Source organism: Bacteroides sp. AM07-18 (genome assembly GCF_003602695.1).
In the GTDB taxonomy this organism is placed as follows: Bacteria; Bacteroidota; Bacteroidia; order Bacteroidales; family Bacteroidaceae; genus Bacteroides; species Bacteroides uniformis.
The window spans coordinates 1-16,639 of record NZ_QTLM01000008.1; the positions used below are offsets into that span (position 1 = coordinate 1).

Below are 16,639 nucleotides of genomic sequence, written 5' to 3' on the forward strand. Positions count from 1 at the left end.
TATTAGTTTGTAAATGTGTCTACCTATATCAGGATAAGACAGTAACCGGAGTTATCATGTGAGGTGACCGGAGTCGTCATGTGAAGTCGTACTCTTCTACATAAGCGTCGAAGTACTCCGCCCGTTGGAGTCCTAAGTTACGGGCAATTGCAATGACTTGTTGCTGCTCGGTTGGTGAGAGCAAAGTTTCCCCTTTCCGCTTCTGATAATATCTTCGGATACCCCATAAGCCGATGAGCCGGTAGCGGAACGTGCCGGACTGGCCGACAGAGATGGCTTCTGCCGTATGGATAAAGCCTTTGGCATAGCGCACTTTCTTATTCGAGCAATAATATTTGCATTTTCCCGCTGTGGACTCTATTGCTTTCGGATTCAGTACATATAGGAAGATGTTGTTTGAGGGTGCATACGTATATGCAATCCGGCGCAGGCAGGTGTCAGTATAAGGGCATGTGTCAGTAGCGCATAAGCCGAAGTTATGGGGAACTTTGGAATAATCGAAAGTTTCTTCTTTCATCATTTTTTTGTTTAAAGTTCCGCAAAGGTACAATTAGTTTGGAGATTGATGGGTGCTTCACCTGATATTTGTTTTATCCCGAAAATATTATGTATTTTACGTAACGTGAAATGCGTAACGTAAAACATGGAATCATTCCGCCTTCCGGTTTCCGCATTTCGTCCTCCCCATTCCGCACCCCGTCCGTAAATGCTTCCCGCTTACTTGCCGCAGGACTATATTTGCAGAAAACATTTGCATATTCCCATGAAGACAAACTCTGTGATTCTATTGGTGTTGTGGCTTGCGGCGTGGCCGTTCTGCTGCCGGGGGCAAGGCTATATCAGTTACGACTATCTGCCCGAAAGTTCGTTGAAGGATGACCTCGGCAACGAGTATGGTTCGGGCAGCCTGATGATGGTATCGGGAAGGTATAACCTGCCGCTTTCCGTCAGGCATGACGACAAGGGCAGGCTGGTGGCGTGGTCGGCAACCGTCAATGCTGCCTATGGCGTATTCCATAATAAGGGGCAGGCGCGGGAGTTGAATCCGGACAATCTGCTGAATGCCAGTCTGAATATCTCCCACATCCGTCCCCTGTCCGACAAGTGGAGTATCATAGCCTCTGTGGGCGGCGGTGTCTATGCCCCGTTGGACGGGGTTTCCATGAAGACCCTACTGGCTAATGGAGCAATCATCTTTGTCTATAAACTGCGGAAGAACCTCGACTTGGGCATCGGTGCGGGGTTGACGAACTCTTACGGTATCCCGATGATACTGCCCATGATGTACTTCAGTTGGAGGAATGCCGGCAGGTATGAGCTGAAAGTGGATATGTCCAGCGGCATGAAAGTGTCCGTCGCCACCTGGCTGAACAAGAAGCTGAAGCTGGAACTGACCGCCCTCGATATGGACGGCATGTCTGCCGTGATGGAAGTCGACGGGAAATCGAAAATCTATTCTACCGTCATGCTGAGGTCATACATCAGTCCTTCGTACCAGTTGAGTAAGAAGACGGCTGTTTATCTGGGAGTGGGCGGTAACTGGATACGCGGAATAAGTATGTCGGACCGTAGTTTGAAAGGTTTTCTCAATAACTTCAAGAATGATGAGGACGAGCCCTGCTTCAGACCCACTCTGCGCCTGACGGCGGGATTCAGGTATACGTTGAAATGACAAATGCCATTTTAGTAAAGACGAGAGGGAAAATAGTATCTTTGTCGCAATAACAGACGTTTTATGGTAAAGTATTTATTAGTAGAAGATGAGCGCTTCGCCTACGAAGAGCTGAAGCGTATGATGCAACGGCTGCGCCCTTCCTGGCAGTTGGCGGGCTGGGCAGAGAGCGTGGAGCAGGCTGTACTGCTCTTGCGTCAGGGCAGCCTGGACTTGATGATTGTAGATATCCGCTTGTCCGACGGGTTGAGCTTTGAGATATTCGAGCAGTGTCCCGTCGATTTGCCCGTTATCTTCACCACCGCCTACGACGAATATGCCATCAAGGCTTTCAAGGTAAACAGTATCGACTATCTGCTGAAACCCATTGAAGAAAGCGACCTAGAAGCAGCCTTGTGCAAGTTCGAGCGCAACAGTGCCCTCCGTTCTGCGGCTCCCGAATATCGGCAACTGGAACTCGGCTACTTGGCAGCCAACAAGAAGAACCGTTTTCTGGTGCAGGTGGGCGATACCTTCCGCTACGTAGAAACTCCGGATGTCGCTTTCTTTTATAGTGAGGACAAGCTGACTTATCTGCACCTCTTCTCCGGGAAACGGTATATCATCAGCTACTCGCTGGACCAGTTGGAGGGAATGCTGGATAGGGATGTTTTCTTTAGGGTTTCAAGGAGCTGCATATCCAACATTAGGTCCATCCGGAAGAGTTCCAGGTACTTCGGCAGTCGCTTGAAGCTTTACTTCGAGCCAGAGTGCCCGCACGAGGTATTGGTGAGCCGCAGTCGCGTGGCCGATTTCTTGAAATGGGTGGACGGAGTGGTATGAGTTATAAGTTATGAGGCATAAGAGATACATATTCCTTTTTATACTGACGGTTTCCGTCTCGTTGCTTGTCATAGGGTGCGTTTATAACGTCATCAGCGGTAAGCCGTGGTATGCGAATATCATGGTGCAGTTCTTTCTGAATCTTCCTTTGTGCATAGGGCTGGGGTTCATCGACTTTGGGGTTATCAACTTGATATATAAAAGACTGAAACAGCGCAACAATGCGGTGAGGATTCTGGTGGATATCGTGTTGACCACTGCACTGGCTGTTCTGTTGACGTACATCTTGAACTTCCTGCTGATGGGCGGGCATGGAAATTTCTGGCATATCCTGAGAAACTCCCTGCCGGTAGTGCCGTGGAACTGGATTATCGTTCTGCAGATAGAGATATTCTTCTATAGCCTGCAACGTTCGGAGATGGAGAAGCAGATGGCTGTCATCGAGAAGGAGAAGGCGCTGTATCAGTTCGAGGTGCTGAAAAACCAGATTAATCCCCATTTCTTATTCAATAGTCTGAATGTCCTTGCCTCCCTTGCTTATCAGGATACCGAAAAGACGAACCGGTTTGCCAAGAAGCTGTCTACGGTGTACCGTTATCTGCTCACTACGCATGGCAGAGCTACGGTGACCGTGCAGGAAGAACTGTCGTTCGTAGAGTCGTATTTATACCTGGAGCATATCCGCTTTGGCGATGCGCTGCATGTGGAGATAGAAGATGATTTGCGGAATCATCATTGTCTCGTCATTCCTGCCAGCATACAGATGCTTGTGGAGAATGCCTTGAAGCATAATATCAGTACAAAGAAGTCGCCGCTGATAGTCCATATATCCATAGGAAACGAAGGGATTACGGTACGCAACAATCTTCAGTTGCGCAACTATGTGGCCAGTAATGGAGCGGGATTGAAGAACCTGCAACGGCAGTATGCCCTATACGGCACGCTGGTGGAGATTCTTAAGGACGAAAAGGAGTTTGTGGTGAAACTTCCCTTTGTGTGCGAAGACGTGAACCGTCTCAGCACAATATAGTCCTCTTCCCGAAGAAGAATCTGGAAACGTGCATCTTGTCCATAGCCCACGCCATACCCATGCAGCCGCTAAGAGTGAAGGCGGTGGCAGTGACAAGGAACAGCATCCCCGTAGGGTCGAAGGCGAACACGGGCAGAAACGCCTTGGACAGAATGGTGAAAATGGGTGAGAAAAGGAGTATGACCAGCGTATTGCGCCCTATAAAGAAGGAAAGCCGTTTGGCTTGTACCGGCAGATAGCCGTAGGCTGCCAACAGCAGGCTGATGGAAAGCCAGGTGATGGCGACTCCTGCCAGAGTACCCCTATCCAGATTGGCGGGAAAACAGCATAGTATTACGAATGGAACAATGGCGAAGGTTGTGGCGCGAAAGACTTGTGTAAAACGAAGCCCGCTTTGGCTCACTGTCATGCCGATAAGGAAATAGAGGGCATTGGAGAAGTTCATCAATCCTCCCCAATGGGAAAGGGCAAACAGGCAGACACCGGTCACAACCAGCCGGGAGACAACCGACAGCCTTACATAGCGGAATGTGATATAATAGATGAGGCTGCACAGAATCAGTGTATGCAAATACCAGTAAGGCCCCATCGGATGGAGGAATATCTTGTCGAGCAATACGGTAGGAGTAATGGCATCTACACTTTCGCGTACGGGCAGGAAATGCGACATCACCGTATAGGCCGCCTCCATGCAGGCATACGGAATGAAAATCCATAGAAACTTGCGGAGAAAGCTTCGGGCATCCTTCCGGTTATTGGCCAGATAGCCCGAAATAATCAGGAAAGCGGACATGTGGAACGTATAGACGATTTGTTTCGCATACGGATACTTGTCGCCTATATATACAAGGTGGAAGATAATCATCAGGGTGATGAAGATGCATTTCAGATAATCTATCTCTTTGACACGGCTTTCCATATAGGGTAGTTTTCTGCGTATTGTTATTGATGGCACAAATATATATACTTCCGTAAACTTATTTATATTTTGCAAAGGGATTAAGCTTATTTTCTCTTTTACCGATTGCTTTTATGTATGGAAAATGTATATTTGTGCATGAATCATTAACTTAATGTAAAACAGACTATGATAACAAGCCAATTACTTCACCCGGCCAGTATTGTGGTAGTGGGGGCATCCAACAATGTACACAAACCCGGAGGGGCTATCCTGAAAAATCTGCTTAGCGGCGGATATACCGGTGAGCTTCGTGCCGTGAATCCGAAAGAGACTGAAGTGCAGGGTGTTGCTGCCTTTGCGGATGTGAAGGACATTCCCGATACGGACCTAGCCATCCTTGCCATACCTGCCGCGCTTTGTCCCGATGCGGTGGAGATGCTTGCTGCGGAGAAGCAGGTGAAGGCGTTCATTATCCTTTCTGCCGGTTTTGGTGAGGAGACCCATGAGGGTGCTGTGCTGGAAGATCGCATACTGGAAACGGTGAACCGGTATGGAGCCTCTCTGATAGGCCCCAACTGTATCGGTTTTATGAACTCGTGGCATCACAGTGTATTCAGCCAGCCCATCCCGCAACTGCATCCGCAAGGGGTAGACCTGATTTCCAGCTCCGGTGCCACAGCGGTGTTCATATTGGAGAGCGCCGTGACCAAGGGATTGCAGTTCAACTCTGTATGGTCTGTGGGCAATGCCAAGCAAATCGGCGTGGAGGATGTGTTGCAATACATGGACGAACACTTCAATCCGGAAGCGGATTCCAGAATAAAACTTCTTTATATAGAGAGTATCGGTGACCCCGACCGTCTGCTGTTTCATGCATCCTCGCTCATCAAGAAGGGCTGCAAGATTGCGGCCATCAAGGCGGGCAGTAGCGAAAGCGGCAGCCGGGCGGCGAGTTCGCATACGGGGGCCATTGCCAGTAGCGATTCGGCGGTAGAGGCTTTGTTCCGTAAGGCGGGTATTGTGCGTTGCTATTCGCGCGAGGAGTTGACGACCGTAGGTTGTATCTTCACACTGCCGGAACTGAAAGGGAAAAACTTCGCCATCATTACCCATGCCGGCGGTCCGGGAGTGATGCTGACCGATGCATTGAGTAAGGGTGGACTGAATGTTCCGAAACTGGAAGGACCGGTGGCGGAGGAACTTAAGGGTAAGCTTTTCCCCGGTGCGGCTGTGGGGAATCCCATTGATATTCTGGCTACGGGTACGCCGGAACATCTGCGCCTCTGTCTGGAGTATTGTGAGGAGAAGTTTGACAATATTGATGCTGTAATGGCTATTTTCGGCACTCCGGGGCTGGTGACCATGTTTGAAATGTATGATGTGCTGCACGAGAAGATGCTGCATTGCAAGAAGCCGATTTTTCCGATTCTTCCTTCCATCAATACGGCAGGAGCCGAGGTTGCTGCTTTTCTGGCAAAGGGCCATGTGAACTTTGCCGATGAAGTGACTTTGGGTACGGCACTTTCGCGGATAATGAATGCCCCGCGGCCTGCCAATAATGAAATCGAGCTCTTTGGAGTGGATGTTCCCCGTATCCACCGGATTATAGATTCCATTCCTGCGGACGGTTATATCGCCCCGCACTATGTGCAGGCATTGCTCCGCTCTGCAGGTATTCCTATTGTGGAGGAGTTTGTTTCGGACAACAAGGAAGAAGTGCTTGCCTTTGCGCGTCGCACGGGGTTCCCGGTGGTGGCAAAGGTGGTGGGGCCGGTGCATAAGTCGGATGTGGGCGGTGTTGTGCTCAATATCAAGAGTGAACAGCATTTGGCATTGGAATTCGACCGTATGATGCAGATTCCCGAAGCTAGTGCTATCATGGTGCAGCCGATGTTGAAAGGGACGGAATTGTTTATCGGTGCCAAATATGAAGAGAAGTTCGGACATGTGGTACTCTGCGGCCTGGGCGGTATTTTTGTGGAGGTGCTGAAGGATATATCTTCCGGTCTTGCACCGTTGTCCTACGAGGAGGCTTACTCCATGATTCACTCGTTGCGTGCCTATAAGATTATCAAAGGTACGCGTGGGCAGAAGGGAGTGAATGAAGATAAATTTGCCGAAATTATTGTACGGCTTTCCACCTTGCTGCGCTTTGCAACGGAAATCAAGGAGATGGATATCAATCCATTGTTGGCGACTGAAAAGCAGGTGATAGCGGTGGATGCACGTATTCGGATAGAGAAACGATGATTAATGTTTAATGATTGCTCTCAATGAGCAGCCCATTAATCACTAATCATTAATCATTAACCGTCATCCTGCCCAATCCTCCCTATCCAGATTTCTATATCCGATAGCTTCCGCCAAGTGTGCCGGCTGTATCAATTCGCAGCCTTCCAGGTCGGCGATGGTGCGTGATACTTTCAATATACGGTCGTAGGCGCGGGCCGAAAGGTTTAGGCGGTTCATGGCAGTTTTGAGCATGGCAAGTCCTTTGTCATCCGGACGGGCGTGGCGAGCAAGCAGTTTACTGTTCATCTGGGCATTACAATATATGCCGGGAATGTCTGCATACCTTGCTTCTTGAATTTGTCGGGCACGTATCACACGCTCGCGTATGGTGGCGCTCGATTCGCCGGGGCGAGAATCTGCCATCTCTTCAAAGGGGAGTGGGGTGACTTCAATTTGCAGGTCGATACGGTCGAGCAAAGGTCCGGATATGCGGTTCAGGTACTTTTGTACTTGTCCAGGACTGCATACACAAGCCTTGGTGGGATGCGTGTAATACCCGCATGGACACGGATTCATAGAGGCTACCAGCATAAAACTTGCCGGGTACTCTACATTGCATCGGATGCGTGACACGGTAATCTTCCTATCTTCCAGCGGTTGGCGAAGAACCTCCAATACGTTACGGCTGTACTCTGGCAGTTCATCAAGATATAAAATTCCGTTATGTGCCAGACTGATTTCACCGGGCTGGGGGAAACTTCCTCCACCGGTCATCGCTACCGTAGAAATGGTGTGGTGAGGGGCGCGGAACGGGCGTTTCGAGATGAGTCCACCGTCTTTGCCCAACTTTCCGGCAACAGAATGAATCTTGGTCGTTTCCAGACTCTCTCCCAAAGAGAGGGGAGGAAGTATAGACGGCAGACGCTTGGCAAGCATGGACTTACCGCTGCCCGGCGAACCGATGAGAAGTATGTTGTGGCTGCCCGAAGCAGCTACCTCCAAGGCTCGTTTCACATTTTCCTGTCCTTTTACTTCTGCAAAGTCGAAATCAAAGTTGCTCTGCTGGGAATAGAATTCCTCGCGGGTGTTGACTAACGTAGGGGTTAATTCCTGCGTGCCATTAAAGAATTCTATAACTTCCTTGATGTTTCCCGCTCCGTACACTTTCAGATTGTTTACTACTGCCGCTTCGTGGGCATTCTGTTGCGGTACAATCATACCCTCAAACCCCAGTTCTCTGGCCTTGATGGCAATGGGGAGTGCTCCTTTGATAGGTTGCAGGCTGCCGTCAAGGCTTAGTTCACCCATCAGCAGATAGCGTTCCAGCTTATCGGACTGGATAACTTCGCTGGCGGCAAGTATGCCGATGGCTAAAGGTAAATCGTAAGCTGCACCTTCCTTGCGGATGTCAGCCGGAGCCATGTTGATGACAATATTGCTGGTCGGCATCCGGTAGCCGTTGACCTGCAAAGCAGATATGATACGTTGATGGCTTTCTTTGACCGCAGAGTCCGGCAAACCGACTAAATAGAACATACAGCCTCTGGAACTGTTGACTTCAATGGTGATGAGGGTTGCGTCAATACCTTGAACAGCCGCTCCAAAAACTTTTATGAGCACGTTTTTAGTGATTAGGGGTTAGTGATGGCAGGATAGGCTACCGTCGGTTTTGTTTTTTGAGTTTCTTTTCACTCTTTTTCTTCTCTTTTTCCTTTTGCTCTATCTCCTCCAGTTTCTTTTTGATGTCTTCCTCACTCATATTCTTCCCTTCAATTTTTCCGGAAGGGCTAAGGAACAGATTGGCAGGCAATGCTTGTATGGCGAGCTGTTTGATGGGCGCTGTGTTCCATCCGGAGAAATCACAACTCTGTTCCCACTTCAGGGTATCTCTTTTGATTGCTTCTTCCCATTCCTTTCTGTCGATATCCAAGGAAATGCCCCAGAGTGCGAATAGCTTGTTCTTTTCTTCTTTCTTGTAAATCCGACGCAGGGCAGCGTTGGCCTCCATGCTTTGTGGGTCCCAGGATGCCCAAAAATGTATCAACAGATATTTATCTTTAAAGCTAGTACGGCTGATTGATGTACCTTTGGCATTGGGCAGGTTGACGTAAGGGATGGTTTTCCCGACGGATACCTTCTCTTCTTCTTGGATAAGGTCAAGCAGTTCGTCCACATATGGGCGGTCTTTCAGGCCTCCGGTCATGTGTTCTGTCATTTCTTTGATTAAGGAGAAGTCCGGTTGCGGTTTTTGCACGAAATATTTCTCCAGCAGATAGATACTTACCAGTGAAGAAGGATGGCTGTTGATGAAGGCTTCTGCTTTTTCTTCCAATGCTTTCTCCGAGGGAGTACTCAAACCTTTCAACTCTTTCTGAAAGGCGGTCAGTTCTTCATTGGGAACATTCCCCGTGATTTCCAGTGAAGTAAGTTCGGCGGCAGAACCTTTTATCTTTATGTTGTCTCCTTTGTCCAGGTAAAGCGGATATTCCGTACCGTCACTGAATTGCAACCATGTAGAGGCAAGTGTGTCGGTGGTGAGGGTTGCAGAGAACTTGTCATCCTTGACAAGCAGAGTGTCCATACGGTTATAGAACTTGTCCGTACCATATATATAAAGGGTATCATTCCCCAGCCCTTTGATTTCACCATTTAGGTAGACTGAATTTGTATTTTTGCTGCCGCAGGCAGACAATATAATAAGCAGAAGGTATGCAAGATAGATTTTCTTCATTCCGGTTCTTTTTCTGATACTTCGTCGCGAAAATACTTCTTTTTGGTGTGAATAAAAAGAAATGCCCGACATATTTCTATGCCGGGCACGTTCTTTTCAATCTAACCTTTATTATTTGATGATATTCATAAAGTCAGTGTTAGTGAAGTATTTGGCGAATTCCAGGTCAGAAGCAGCCTTCTTTGCCAAAGCCGGTTCTTTTGCAATGGCATTCTTCAGACTGCTGGTTACCATAGATGTATTGTTGGTTCTTGCGCCAAGTACAGCCATCAGGTAGTCAGTATAAGCGTCTGGTCTTTCGATAGCAGCCAGTGTGTTCTTAGCCTTGTTGTAGTCCTTAGCCAGGATTTGTGCCAAAGCAGCGCTGTTAGTCTTAGTGTCGCCAAATGAGCTGACAGCCTTGTCGTACTGTCCTTGAGCAACATACAGATTACCCAATGCCTCGTTCAGTTCCTTAGAACCGGAAGCCTTGCTCAGATAGCTTTCTGCTGCTGTTCTGTCGCCCTTGGTCAAGGCAATCAGACCGAGATTCATGTTTGCTTCAGGAGCATCCTTGATGGAGAGAGCTTTCTTGAAGTAGCTTTCAGCCTTGTCAAGATCACCAGCCTGATAAGCCAGTTTACCTAAGTTGTTGTAAGCACGGAAATCGTTCGGGTAGATTTGAGTAGCTTTTGTGAAGATGGCTTCTTGCTTGGCAGCATCTTTAGTCAAGGTGGTGGCATACAGTAATTCTTCGATGTTCAGCTGCTTGGCATCGCTGTCGGCGAGGTTTGCGATTTCTTCGTCAGACTTACCGATGATTTCGTAATTCAAAGTCAGGCGTGAACGACGCAGTTGCGGCAGGATTTCGTCAGCCAAAGTTTTATAAACAGAAGAGATGTTCTTGATTTCTTGTTCTCTTTGTTCAGGATCCTGATACATGGAAAGAACGCGAAGAATCAATTCTTTATCTTGGATGTTTGATTTGGATACCAGTTCCTGGAAGCCTTCCCAGTCCTGAGCTGTATACTTGGTGTCTACTGCTGCATCGATTTTTGCTTTCTTCAAATCTCTGTTGATGATTTTAGCCGTGTTGTCCTGGCGGTTCTCAGCCAGTGTAGTATTCAAGCCTACACCACCATCGGGAGAAGCGTATGCGGAGATTTCGATGTTGCTGATTTTCTTGTTTTCAGCTTCGTCTATGTTTTTCACTTCTTTGCCGAATTCTTTGGCAGTCTTCAATTCGCTGGCGCGTACGTTGGCTTGTTGAATCAAGAACATGATGTTGGCGTCATGCTTTTCTTTGATGATACGTTGGAAAGCGTCGTCACCATTGGCGGGGTTAGCGCTGCCCAATGTTTGTTCCAGCATCTCAGAAGTGGAGATTACACCATCAGCTACTTTTACAGCAGGGATAGTGACAGTCTTTTTGCCTACTGTAGCCTTGAATTCCAGATACAGTTCGGATTTGGCCATTTCCGGTACATAGTCGAAAGATGTCTTCATAGTGTAGCTGCCGCCCATCTTGTAAGAGATAGTCTGGTCGTTACCTTCTACTTTTTCGCCCTGGAACACAGCCGACTGGCCTTTAGCTTCGCCGCCATTCCATTTCAGCACAGGGGTCACTTCTACCACAGCCTTCTTGTTGAAGTACTTTTCGGGGAATTTTCCGTTGATTGTAGCGGGAACTTTACCACCCACAGCTTCCAGAACTTGAGGAGTTACGGTGAAATAATCTGATGACAATTCACCCATCTTTTTGCTGCACGATGTCATTAATGCAACAACCATTGCCATTAAAAACGGCAGATACAATTTCTTAGTCATTTTAGGTATAAATTAATTGTTTGTAATTGAAATTTGTCTATTCCATTTTAGTGTGCTGTTTGGGCATGGACACAACAACGCAAAGATATTAAATCCTATTACAGTTTGTTAACTCGCGCAGCAATTTTATCATAATTTAATGAATTTCCCGCTCTTTGCGGTACTTTATATTGCGGGGATGATGTTCTATGATTTCACTGCGCAATCTGTGCCGGTCAATATGTGTGTAAATTTCTGTTGTAGCGATAGATTCGTGACCCAGCATACTTTGTATGGCGCGCAGGTTGGCGCCTCCTTCAAGCAGGTGGGTGGCAAAGGAATGGCGGAAGGTGTGCGGACTGATGTTTTTGGTGATGCCGGCCTTCTTCGCCAGTTCCTTGATGAGATGGAATACCATGATGCGCGAGATATTTTTGCCCCAGCGTGCCAGGAATACATAGTCCTCGAAGTCCTTCTTGATTTTCCAGCCTCCATTGCGGTCCACGAACCAGTTCCTTATCTCCTTGATGGCACGGGACGATATGGGTACAAGGCGCTGTTTGCTGCCCTTACCTTCTACCTTGATGAAGCCTTCGTCGAAATACAAGTCGGAGATTTTCAGGTTGCACAGTTCCGATACCCGTAGGCCGCAACTGTATAGAGTCTCGAGGATGGCCCGGTTGCGTTGCCCCTCGTTTGTGCCTAGGTCAATGGCGGAGATGATGCGGTCTATCTCTTCCACTGTCAGTACTTCTGGAAGCTTGAATCCGATTTTGGGTCCCTCCAACAGTTCGCTGGGGTCTCCCTCCAGGTAGTCGGCCATGACGAGGAAATGGAAGAATGACTTGATGCCCGACAAGATGCGTGCCTGCGAGCGGGGATGGATGCCGATGTCGTGCAGTCCGGAGGCAAAATGCTGCAAGTCATCCAGGGTAGTGTCAAGGATAGCGATACCCTCTCCTTCCAGAAAGTGCAGCAGCTTCTGTAAGTCTGTTTGGTAAGCATCCACTGTATTGGGTGAGAGTGCTTTTTCCAGTTTCAGATACTGGTGGTACTTTCTGATTATCAGCGTTTGTTTCTCCTTATTCGTGGATTTTTCTTCTGATTTCATTTCTTTTTTCTACCTTTGCTTCGCGAAAATAGGCTGCATTTCAGCAAATTGCAAATAAATTTGCATCTGCTTTCGGTTTGCACTATCTTTGCACCGCAAAGGTATAAAAAATTGTGTTATGAGGATACAGATTATTAACGGCCCCAATATAAATCTCTTGGGCAAACGTGAACCTTCCATTTACGGTAGCGTTACTTTTGAAGACTACCTTGCCGAACTCCGTAAGAAATATGCGGATGTACAGATTGACTATTTCCAGTCCAACATTGAGGGAGAGCTGATAGACAAGATTCAGCAGGTAGGTTTTGATGTGGACGGCATCATTTTGAATGCGGGTGCTTACACCCATACGTCCATCGCTCTGCAAGATGCTATCCGTTCGGTCACTTCTCCGGTGATTGAGGTGCATATCTCTAATGTACATGCCCGCGAGGCTTTTCGTCATGTGTCCATGATTTCCTGCGCTTGCAAGGGTGTCATTCTCGGTTTCGGGCTGAACTCCTACCGTCTGGCCATGGAGGCATTAAAAGATTATTAAATAAAATAGGTATATAGATTATGTTATTGAAGCAAACGAAGATTGTCGCAACGATTTCTGACCAGCGCTGTGATGTTGATTTTATAAAGCAGTTGTTCGATGCAGGTATGAATGTTGTACGTATGAATACTGCACATCTTGGCCGTGAAGGTGCCGAGAAGTTGATAAACAATGTGCGTACGGTTTCCAACCGCATCGCTATCCTGATGGATACGAAAGGACCGGAGGTCCGCACGACGGTTCTGGCTGAGCCCATTCCTTTCAAGGCGGGCGACCGCGTGAAGGTGGTAGGCAACCCGGAGCAGGAGACTACCCGTGAATGTATCTCGGTATCCTATCCCCATTTCGTCAAAGACTTGAATGTGGACGGCCATATCCTTATTGATGACGGTGACTTGGAGTTGGTTGTTGTAGAGAAGACCCCCGACTACCTGCTCTGCGAAGTACAGAATGAGGCTACTCTGGGCAGCCGCAAGAGCGTCAACGTTCCCGGCGTCCGCATCAATCTGCCTTCTCTGACGGAGAAGGACCGCACCAATATCCTTTATGCCATTGAGAAGAACATAGACTTCATTGCCCACTCCTTTGTGCGCAATAAGCAGGATATACTCGACATCAAGGCGATTCTTGACGCTCATAACAGCGATATCCGTATTGTTGCTAAGATTGAGAACCAGGAAGGCGTTGATAATATCGATGAAATCCTGGAAGTAGCCGACGGTGTGATGATAGCTCGCGGTGACCTCGGTATTGAAGTTCCGCAGGAACGTATTCCGGGCATCCAGCGTGTGCTCATCCGCAAGTGTATTCTTGCCAAGAAGCCGGTGATTGTTGCCACACAGATGCTTCATACCATGATTTCCAATCCGCGTCCCACCCGTGCGGAGGTAACGGACATTGCCAATGCCATCTATTATCGTACGGATGCCTTGATGTTGAGCGGTGAAACCGCCTATGGAAAGTATCCGGTAGAAGCGGTGAAGACGATGACCAAGATTGCCGCCCAAGCGGAGAAAGACAAGCTGTCTGACAACGATATCCGTATTCCGCTGGACGAGAACAGCAACGACGTGACTGCGTTCCTGGCCAAACAAGCGGTAAAGGCTACCACCAAACTGAAAATCCGTGCAATCATCACCGACAGTTACAGCGGCCGTACTGCCCGTAACCTTGCCGCTTTCCGTGGCAAATATCCGGTGTTGGCCATCTGCTACAAGGAAAAGACCATGCGGCACCTTGCCCTTTCCTACGGTGTGGAAGCTATCTATATGCCCGAACTTGCCAACGGGCAGGAATATTACTTTGCAGCCTTGCGTCGCTTGTTGAAGGAAGGCCGTTTATGTCCTACGGACATGGTGGGCTACCTGAGTAGCGGTAAGGAAGGCACACAGACCTCTTTCCTTGAAATCAATGTCGTAGAAGATGCCTTGAAGCATGCTGAAGATAGTGTGCTGCCTAACAGTAACAGATACTTGTAGGATAAGGGATTAAGGATAAGGGGTTAGGGATTAGCGGTTAATGATTAATTAATAATTGTGCGCAGAACTAACCCCTAACCCCTAATCCCTTATCCCTAACCTATAATCCATTAACAAAGTGACGATTGACGAATACATTTTGCAGCACATTGATGATGAGGGCGATTATCTGAAAGCGCTCTATCGCGACACGCATGTCAAGTTGCTATATCCCCGCATGGCTTCCGGACATTTGCAGGGGCGTATGCTCAAGATGTTTGTCCGGATGATTCGTCCCCGGCAGGTGCTGGAGATAGGGACTTATAGCGGGTATTCCGCACTTTGCATAGCAGAAGGACTGCCGGAGGGCGGGATGCTGCATACGTTTGAAATCAACGACGAGCAGGAGGACTTCACCCGTCCGTGGCTGGAGAATTCCGATTACGCGGATAAAATCAGGTTCTACATTGGCGATGCCTTGGAGCGGGTACCGCAACTGGACCTCACTTTCGACCTTGCCTTTATTGACGGAGATAAGCGTAAATACATAGAGTATTATGAAATGGTGCTCGCCCGCCTTTCCGGCGGTGGATATATCATTGCCGACAATACCTTGTGGGATGGCCATGTGCTGGAAGAACAACCCCATCGCACAGACCTGCAAACAATCAGTATCAAAGCCTTCAATGATTTGGTGGCGCGGGATGCGCGTGTGGAGAAAGTCATTCTTCCCCTGCGTGACGGATTGACGATTATCCGTAAGAAGTAACTGTTTTTTTATCTTTTTCTCAGCAGCCGCTTGCTGAGGTATCTCACCGGATACCATACGGACAAGAAGCCTACAGTGATGACCGTTAAGAATACCAGAATAATATCCGTGGCATGTACACTTACCGGATAAGCGTCCACTACAAAACTTCCATTGCCTCCCCCCAATGAAATCAACCCGAAACGTTGCTGCAGAAAGCACAGCAACAATCCTAAAACGATGCCGGAGAGGGCGCCGAACACAGAAATCATCCTGCCTTCGAACAAGAAGATGCGCGCTATGAGCCGGTCATCGGCACCCAGGTTGCGCAGTGTCTCCACGTCCTCCCGTTTGTCCAGTATCAGCATGGACAGCGAACCGATGACATTGAAGCATGCGATACCCAGAATGAAGGTGAGGAAGAGATAAGAGATGAGTTTCTCTATTTCCATGATGCGGAAAACATCGGCCTGCTGCTCGTAGCGGTTCTGTACAATGAACCGGTCGCCGAGAATGCCTGCTATTTTCTTTTGTACGGAGCCGATGTTGGAACCGGGTTTCAGTTTCATCTCAATGGCAGAAACTTCCGTGTCATAATTGAACAGACGGCGGGCAAAGTCGAGTGACGTCAGTATGTAGCGTGAATCGTATTTTTGCTGGTTGACGGCAAAGATGGCGCCGGGCGAGAAGAGATACTCCCGGTTGAAAGCCGCAGTGGGGTTGGCTATGTTTACCCGTACGTTCCGTTTGGGGGCATAGACCTGCAACGGGTCCACGAACTGAATGCCGGTGCCCAACTCGGATATAAGTTCCACACCCAGAAAACCATAGTCCACCACCGAGTCGCTCAGTAGGAACTTTCCCGTCCCATAGAGCAAGCTGTCGATGGATGTAAGCTGTTCGAAATTGTCCTCCACTCCCTTGATGACGGCCATTGCCTGGCGGTCCTTGTACTGCACCATGGCATTCTCTTCCAGTGTTTCCGTCCACACGTCAATCTCGGACAGGGCGTGTACTTGCCGGATGCACGCTTCGTGCGGGTCGAAAACCTTACCTTCGCGGACGGTGATTTTCAGTTCCGGGTCGAAGGCTGTGAAAAAGCCTGCCACCATGTCCTGAAAACCGTTGAACACGGACAAGGTGCATACCAACGCCAACGTAGCCAATGCCACCCCACACACCGAAATACCGGAGATGATATTAATGGCATTGTGTTTCTTCTTGGAGAAGAGGTAGCGGCGGGCTATAAAGAAGGGAAGGGACATTATTTCAGCAGTTCATCAATTCGTTCCAGATAGTCCAGTGAGTCGTCTACGAAGAACTTCAGTTCGGGGATAATGCGTAGTTGGTGGCGTACGCGGGTACCCAGTTCAAAGCGTATGGACTTCATGTTTCCGTTGATGTTCTTGACTATTTCTTCGCTTTTCTCCGAGGGGAATATACTGAGATAAGCGCGTGCCACGCTCATGTCGGGGCTGATGCGTACGGCACTGACGGAAATCAGTATGCCGGGCATGGACTTGGTTTGCAACAAGAAGATATCACTCAGTTCCTTCTGCAGGAGACGGGCTATTTTATTTTGTCTGGTAGTTTCCATACTGTTTATTTTTTT

Annotated in this window: 15 protein-coding genes; 7 read left to right on the plus strand and 8 right to left on the minus strand. The window is 48.4% G+C overall.

The genetic code is table 11. The annotated features are described in order from the left end of the window. Positions 1-76 precede the first annotated feature (76 nt). Positions 77-517, minus strand: coding sequence for a DUF6078 family protein (locus DW096_RS11345; protein ID WP_005834355.1), 441 nt, complete (start codon positions 515-517; stop codon positions 77-79). A 246-nt stretch (positions 518-763) separates the two neighbouring features. Here DW096_RS11345 and DW096_RS11355 point away from each other — a divergent pair, with 246 nt between their 5' ends. From DW096_RS11355 to DW096_RS11365, 3 genes are all read left to right on the plus strand, one after another. Next, positions 764-1,672, plus strand: a complete 909-nt coding sequence (locus DW096_RS11355) for a DUF6268 family outer membrane beta-barrel protein (RefSeq protein WP_118931117.1) — start codon at positions 764-766, stop codon at positions 1,670-1,672. A gap of 63 nt (positions 1,673-1,735) precedes the next feature. After that, positions 1,736-2,494 carry a LytTR family DNA-binding domain-containing protein gene (locus DW096_RS11360; protein ID WP_005834358.1) on the plus strand — a complete coding sequence of 253 codons (759 nt, stop codon included), beginning with the start codon at positions 1,736-1,738 and terminating at the stop codon, positions 2,492-2,494. A gap of 10 nt (positions 2,495-2,504) precedes the next feature. Next, positions 2,505-3,524, plus strand: coding sequence for a sensor histidine kinase (locus DW096_RS11365; protein ID WP_057088721.1), 1,020 nt, complete (start codon positions 2,505-2,507; stop codon positions 3,522-3,524). Here DW096_RS11365 and DW096_RS11370 read toward each other — a convergent pair. Next, a complete protein-coding gene (locus DW096_RS11370) occupies positions 3,511-4,443 on the minus strand; it encodes an acyltransferase (protein WP_035447239.1) in 933 nt (310 codons plus the stop codon). The genes DW096_RS11365 and DW096_RS11370 overlap by 14 nt on opposite strands. A 168-nt stretch (positions 4,444-4,611) precedes the next feature. Between DW096_RS11370 and DW096_RS11375 the strand changes: the two genes are divergently transcribed. Continuing rightward, positions 4,612-6,675, plus strand: coding sequence for an acetate--CoA ligase family protein (locus DW096_RS11375; protein ID WP_120028763.1), 2,064 nt, complete (start codon positions 4,612-4,614; stop codon positions 6,673-6,675). A gap of 63 nt (positions 6,676-6,738) precedes the next feature. On the opposite strand, the gene DW096_RS11380 is transcribed toward DW096_RS11375, so the two are convergent. The 4 genes from DW096_RS11380 to xerD all read right to left on the minus strand — a co-directional run bounded on the left by DW096_RS11380 (position 6,739) and on the right by xerD (position 12,284). Next, a complete protein-coding gene (locus DW096_RS11380; protein ID WP_005830774.1) occupies positions 6,739-8,277 on the minus strand; it encodes a YifB family Mg chelatase-like AAA ATPase in 1,539 nt (512 codons plus the stop codon). 37 nt (positions 8,278-8,314) lie between these two features. Beyond that, complete coding sequence (locus tag DW096_RS11385) at positions 8,315-9,388, minus strand: TlpA disulfide reductase family protein (RefSeq protein ID WP_117878805.1); 1,074 nt, start codon at positions 9,386-9,388, stop codon at positions 8,315-8,317. Positions 9,389-9,499: 111 nt separating this feature from the next. Next, complete coding sequence (locus tag DW096_RS11390; RefSeq protein WP_005834370.1) at positions 9,500-11,194, minus strand: tetratricopeptide repeat protein; 1,695 nt, start codon at positions 11,192-11,194, stop codon at positions 9,500-9,502. A gap of 136 nt (positions 11,195-11,330) precedes the next feature. Then, a complete protein-coding gene (gene xerD, locus DW096_RS11395; RefSeq protein ID WP_005830767.1) occupies positions 11,331-12,284 on the minus strand; it encodes a site-specific tyrosine recombinase XerD in 954 nt (317 codons plus the stop codon). A gap of 118 nt (positions 12,285-12,402) precedes the next feature. On the opposite strand from xerD, the gene aroQ reads away from it, so the two are divergent. The 3 genes from aroQ to DW096_RS11410 all read left to right on the plus strand — a co-directional run bounded on the left by aroQ (position 12,403) and on the right by DW096_RS11410 (position 15,048). Further along, the gene (gene aroQ, locus DW096_RS11400; RefSeq protein WP_005834372.1) at positions 12,403-12,822 is read left to right on the plus strand and encodes a type II 3-dehydroquinate dehydratase; all 420 of its coding nucleotides are present in this window, start codon (positions 12,403-12,405) and stop codon (positions 12,820-12,822) included. A gap of 20 nt (positions 12,823-12,842) precedes the next feature. Beyond that, the gene (pyk, locus tag DW096_RS11405; protein ID WP_005830765.1) at positions 12,843-14,300 is read left to right on the plus strand and encodes a pyruvate kinase; all 1,458 of its coding nucleotides are present in this window, start codon (positions 12,843-12,845) and stop codon (positions 14,298-14,300) included. Positions 14,301-14,418: 118 nt separating this feature from the next. Next, positions 14,419-15,048, plus strand: a complete 630-nt coding sequence (locus DW096_RS11410; protein ID WP_005830764.1) for an O-methyltransferase — start codon at positions 14,419-14,421, stop codon at positions 15,046-15,048. A gap of 8 nt (positions 15,049-15,056) precedes the next feature. Here DW096_RS11410 and DW096_RS11415 read toward each other — a convergent pair whose 3' ends face one another. Both DW096_RS11415 and rbfA read right to left on the minus strand, forming a co-directional pair. Next, on the minus strand, positions 15,057-16,292 hold the full coding sequence (locus tag DW096_RS11415) for an FtsX-like permease family protein (protein WP_005830763.1): 1,236 nt from the start codon (positions 16,290-16,292) through the stop codon (positions 15,057-15,059). Beyond that, positions 16,292-16,624, minus strand: coding sequence for a 30S ribosome-binding factor RbfA (gene rbfA, locus DW096_RS11420; RefSeq protein ID WP_005834378.1), 333 nt, complete (start codon positions 16,622-16,624; stop codon positions 16,292-16,294). Before rbfA ends, DW096_RS11415 begins: the two co-directional genes overlap by 1 nt. Positions 16,625-16,639: the final 15 nt, after the last annotated feature.

What these genes read in the sequence shown, in the direction of transcription:
- DW096_RS11365 (WP_057088721.1), top strand. Translation starts at nt 2,505, where the DNA reads ATGAGGCATAAGAGATACATATTCCTTTTTATACTGACGGTTTCCGTC.
- DW096_RS11375 (WP_120028763.1), top strand. Translation starts at nt 4,612, where the DNA reads ATGATAACAAGCCAATTACTTCACCCGGCCAGTATTGTGGTAGTGGGG.
- DW096_RS11385 (WP_117878805.1), bottom strand. Translation starts at nt 9,388, where the DNA reads ATGAAGAAAATCTATCTTGCATACCTTCTGCTTATTATATTGTCTGCC.
- rbfA (WP_005834378.1), bottom strand. Translation starts at nt 16,624, where the DNA reads ATGGAAACTACCAGACAAAATAAAATAGCCCGTCTCCTGCAGAAGGAA.
- aroQ (WP_005834372.1), top strand. Translation starts at nt 12,403, where the DNA reads ATGAGGATACAGATTATTAACGGCCCCAATATAAATCTCTTGGGCAAA.
- DW096_RS11345 (WP_005834355.1), bottom strand. Translation starts at nt 517, where the DNA reads ATGAAAGAAGAAACTTTCGATTATTCCAAAGTTCCCCATAACTTCGGC.
- DW096_RS11355 (WP_118931117.1), top strand. Translation starts at nt 764, where the DNA reads ATGAAGACAAACTCTGTGATTCTATTGGTGTTGTGGCTTGCGGCGTGG.
- pyk (WP_005830765.1), top strand. Translation starts at nt 12,843, where the DNA reads ATGTTATTGAAGCAAACGAAGATTGTCGCAACGATTTCTGACCAGCGC.
- xerD (WP_005830767.1), bottom strand. Translation starts at nt 12,284, where the DNA reads ATGAAATCAGAAGAAAAATCCACGAATAAGGAGAAACAAACGCTGATA.
- DW096_RS11370 (WP_035447239.1), bottom strand. Translation starts at nt 4,443, where the DNA reads ATGGAAAGCCGTGTCAAAGAGATAGATTATCTGAAATGCATCTTCATC.
- DW096_RS11360 (WP_005834358.1), top strand. Translation starts at nt 1,736, where the DNA reads ATGGTAAAGTATTTATTAGTAGAAGATGAGCGCTTCGCCTACGAAGAG.
- DW096_RS11415 (WP_005830763.1), bottom strand. Translation starts at nt 16,292, where the DNA reads ATGTCCCTTCCCTTCTTTATAGCCCGCCGCTACCTCTTCTCCAAGAAG.
- DW096_RS11390 (WP_005834370.1), bottom strand. Translation starts at nt 11,194, where the DNA reads ATGACTAAGAAATTGTATCTGCCGTTTTTAATGGCAATGGTTGTTGCA.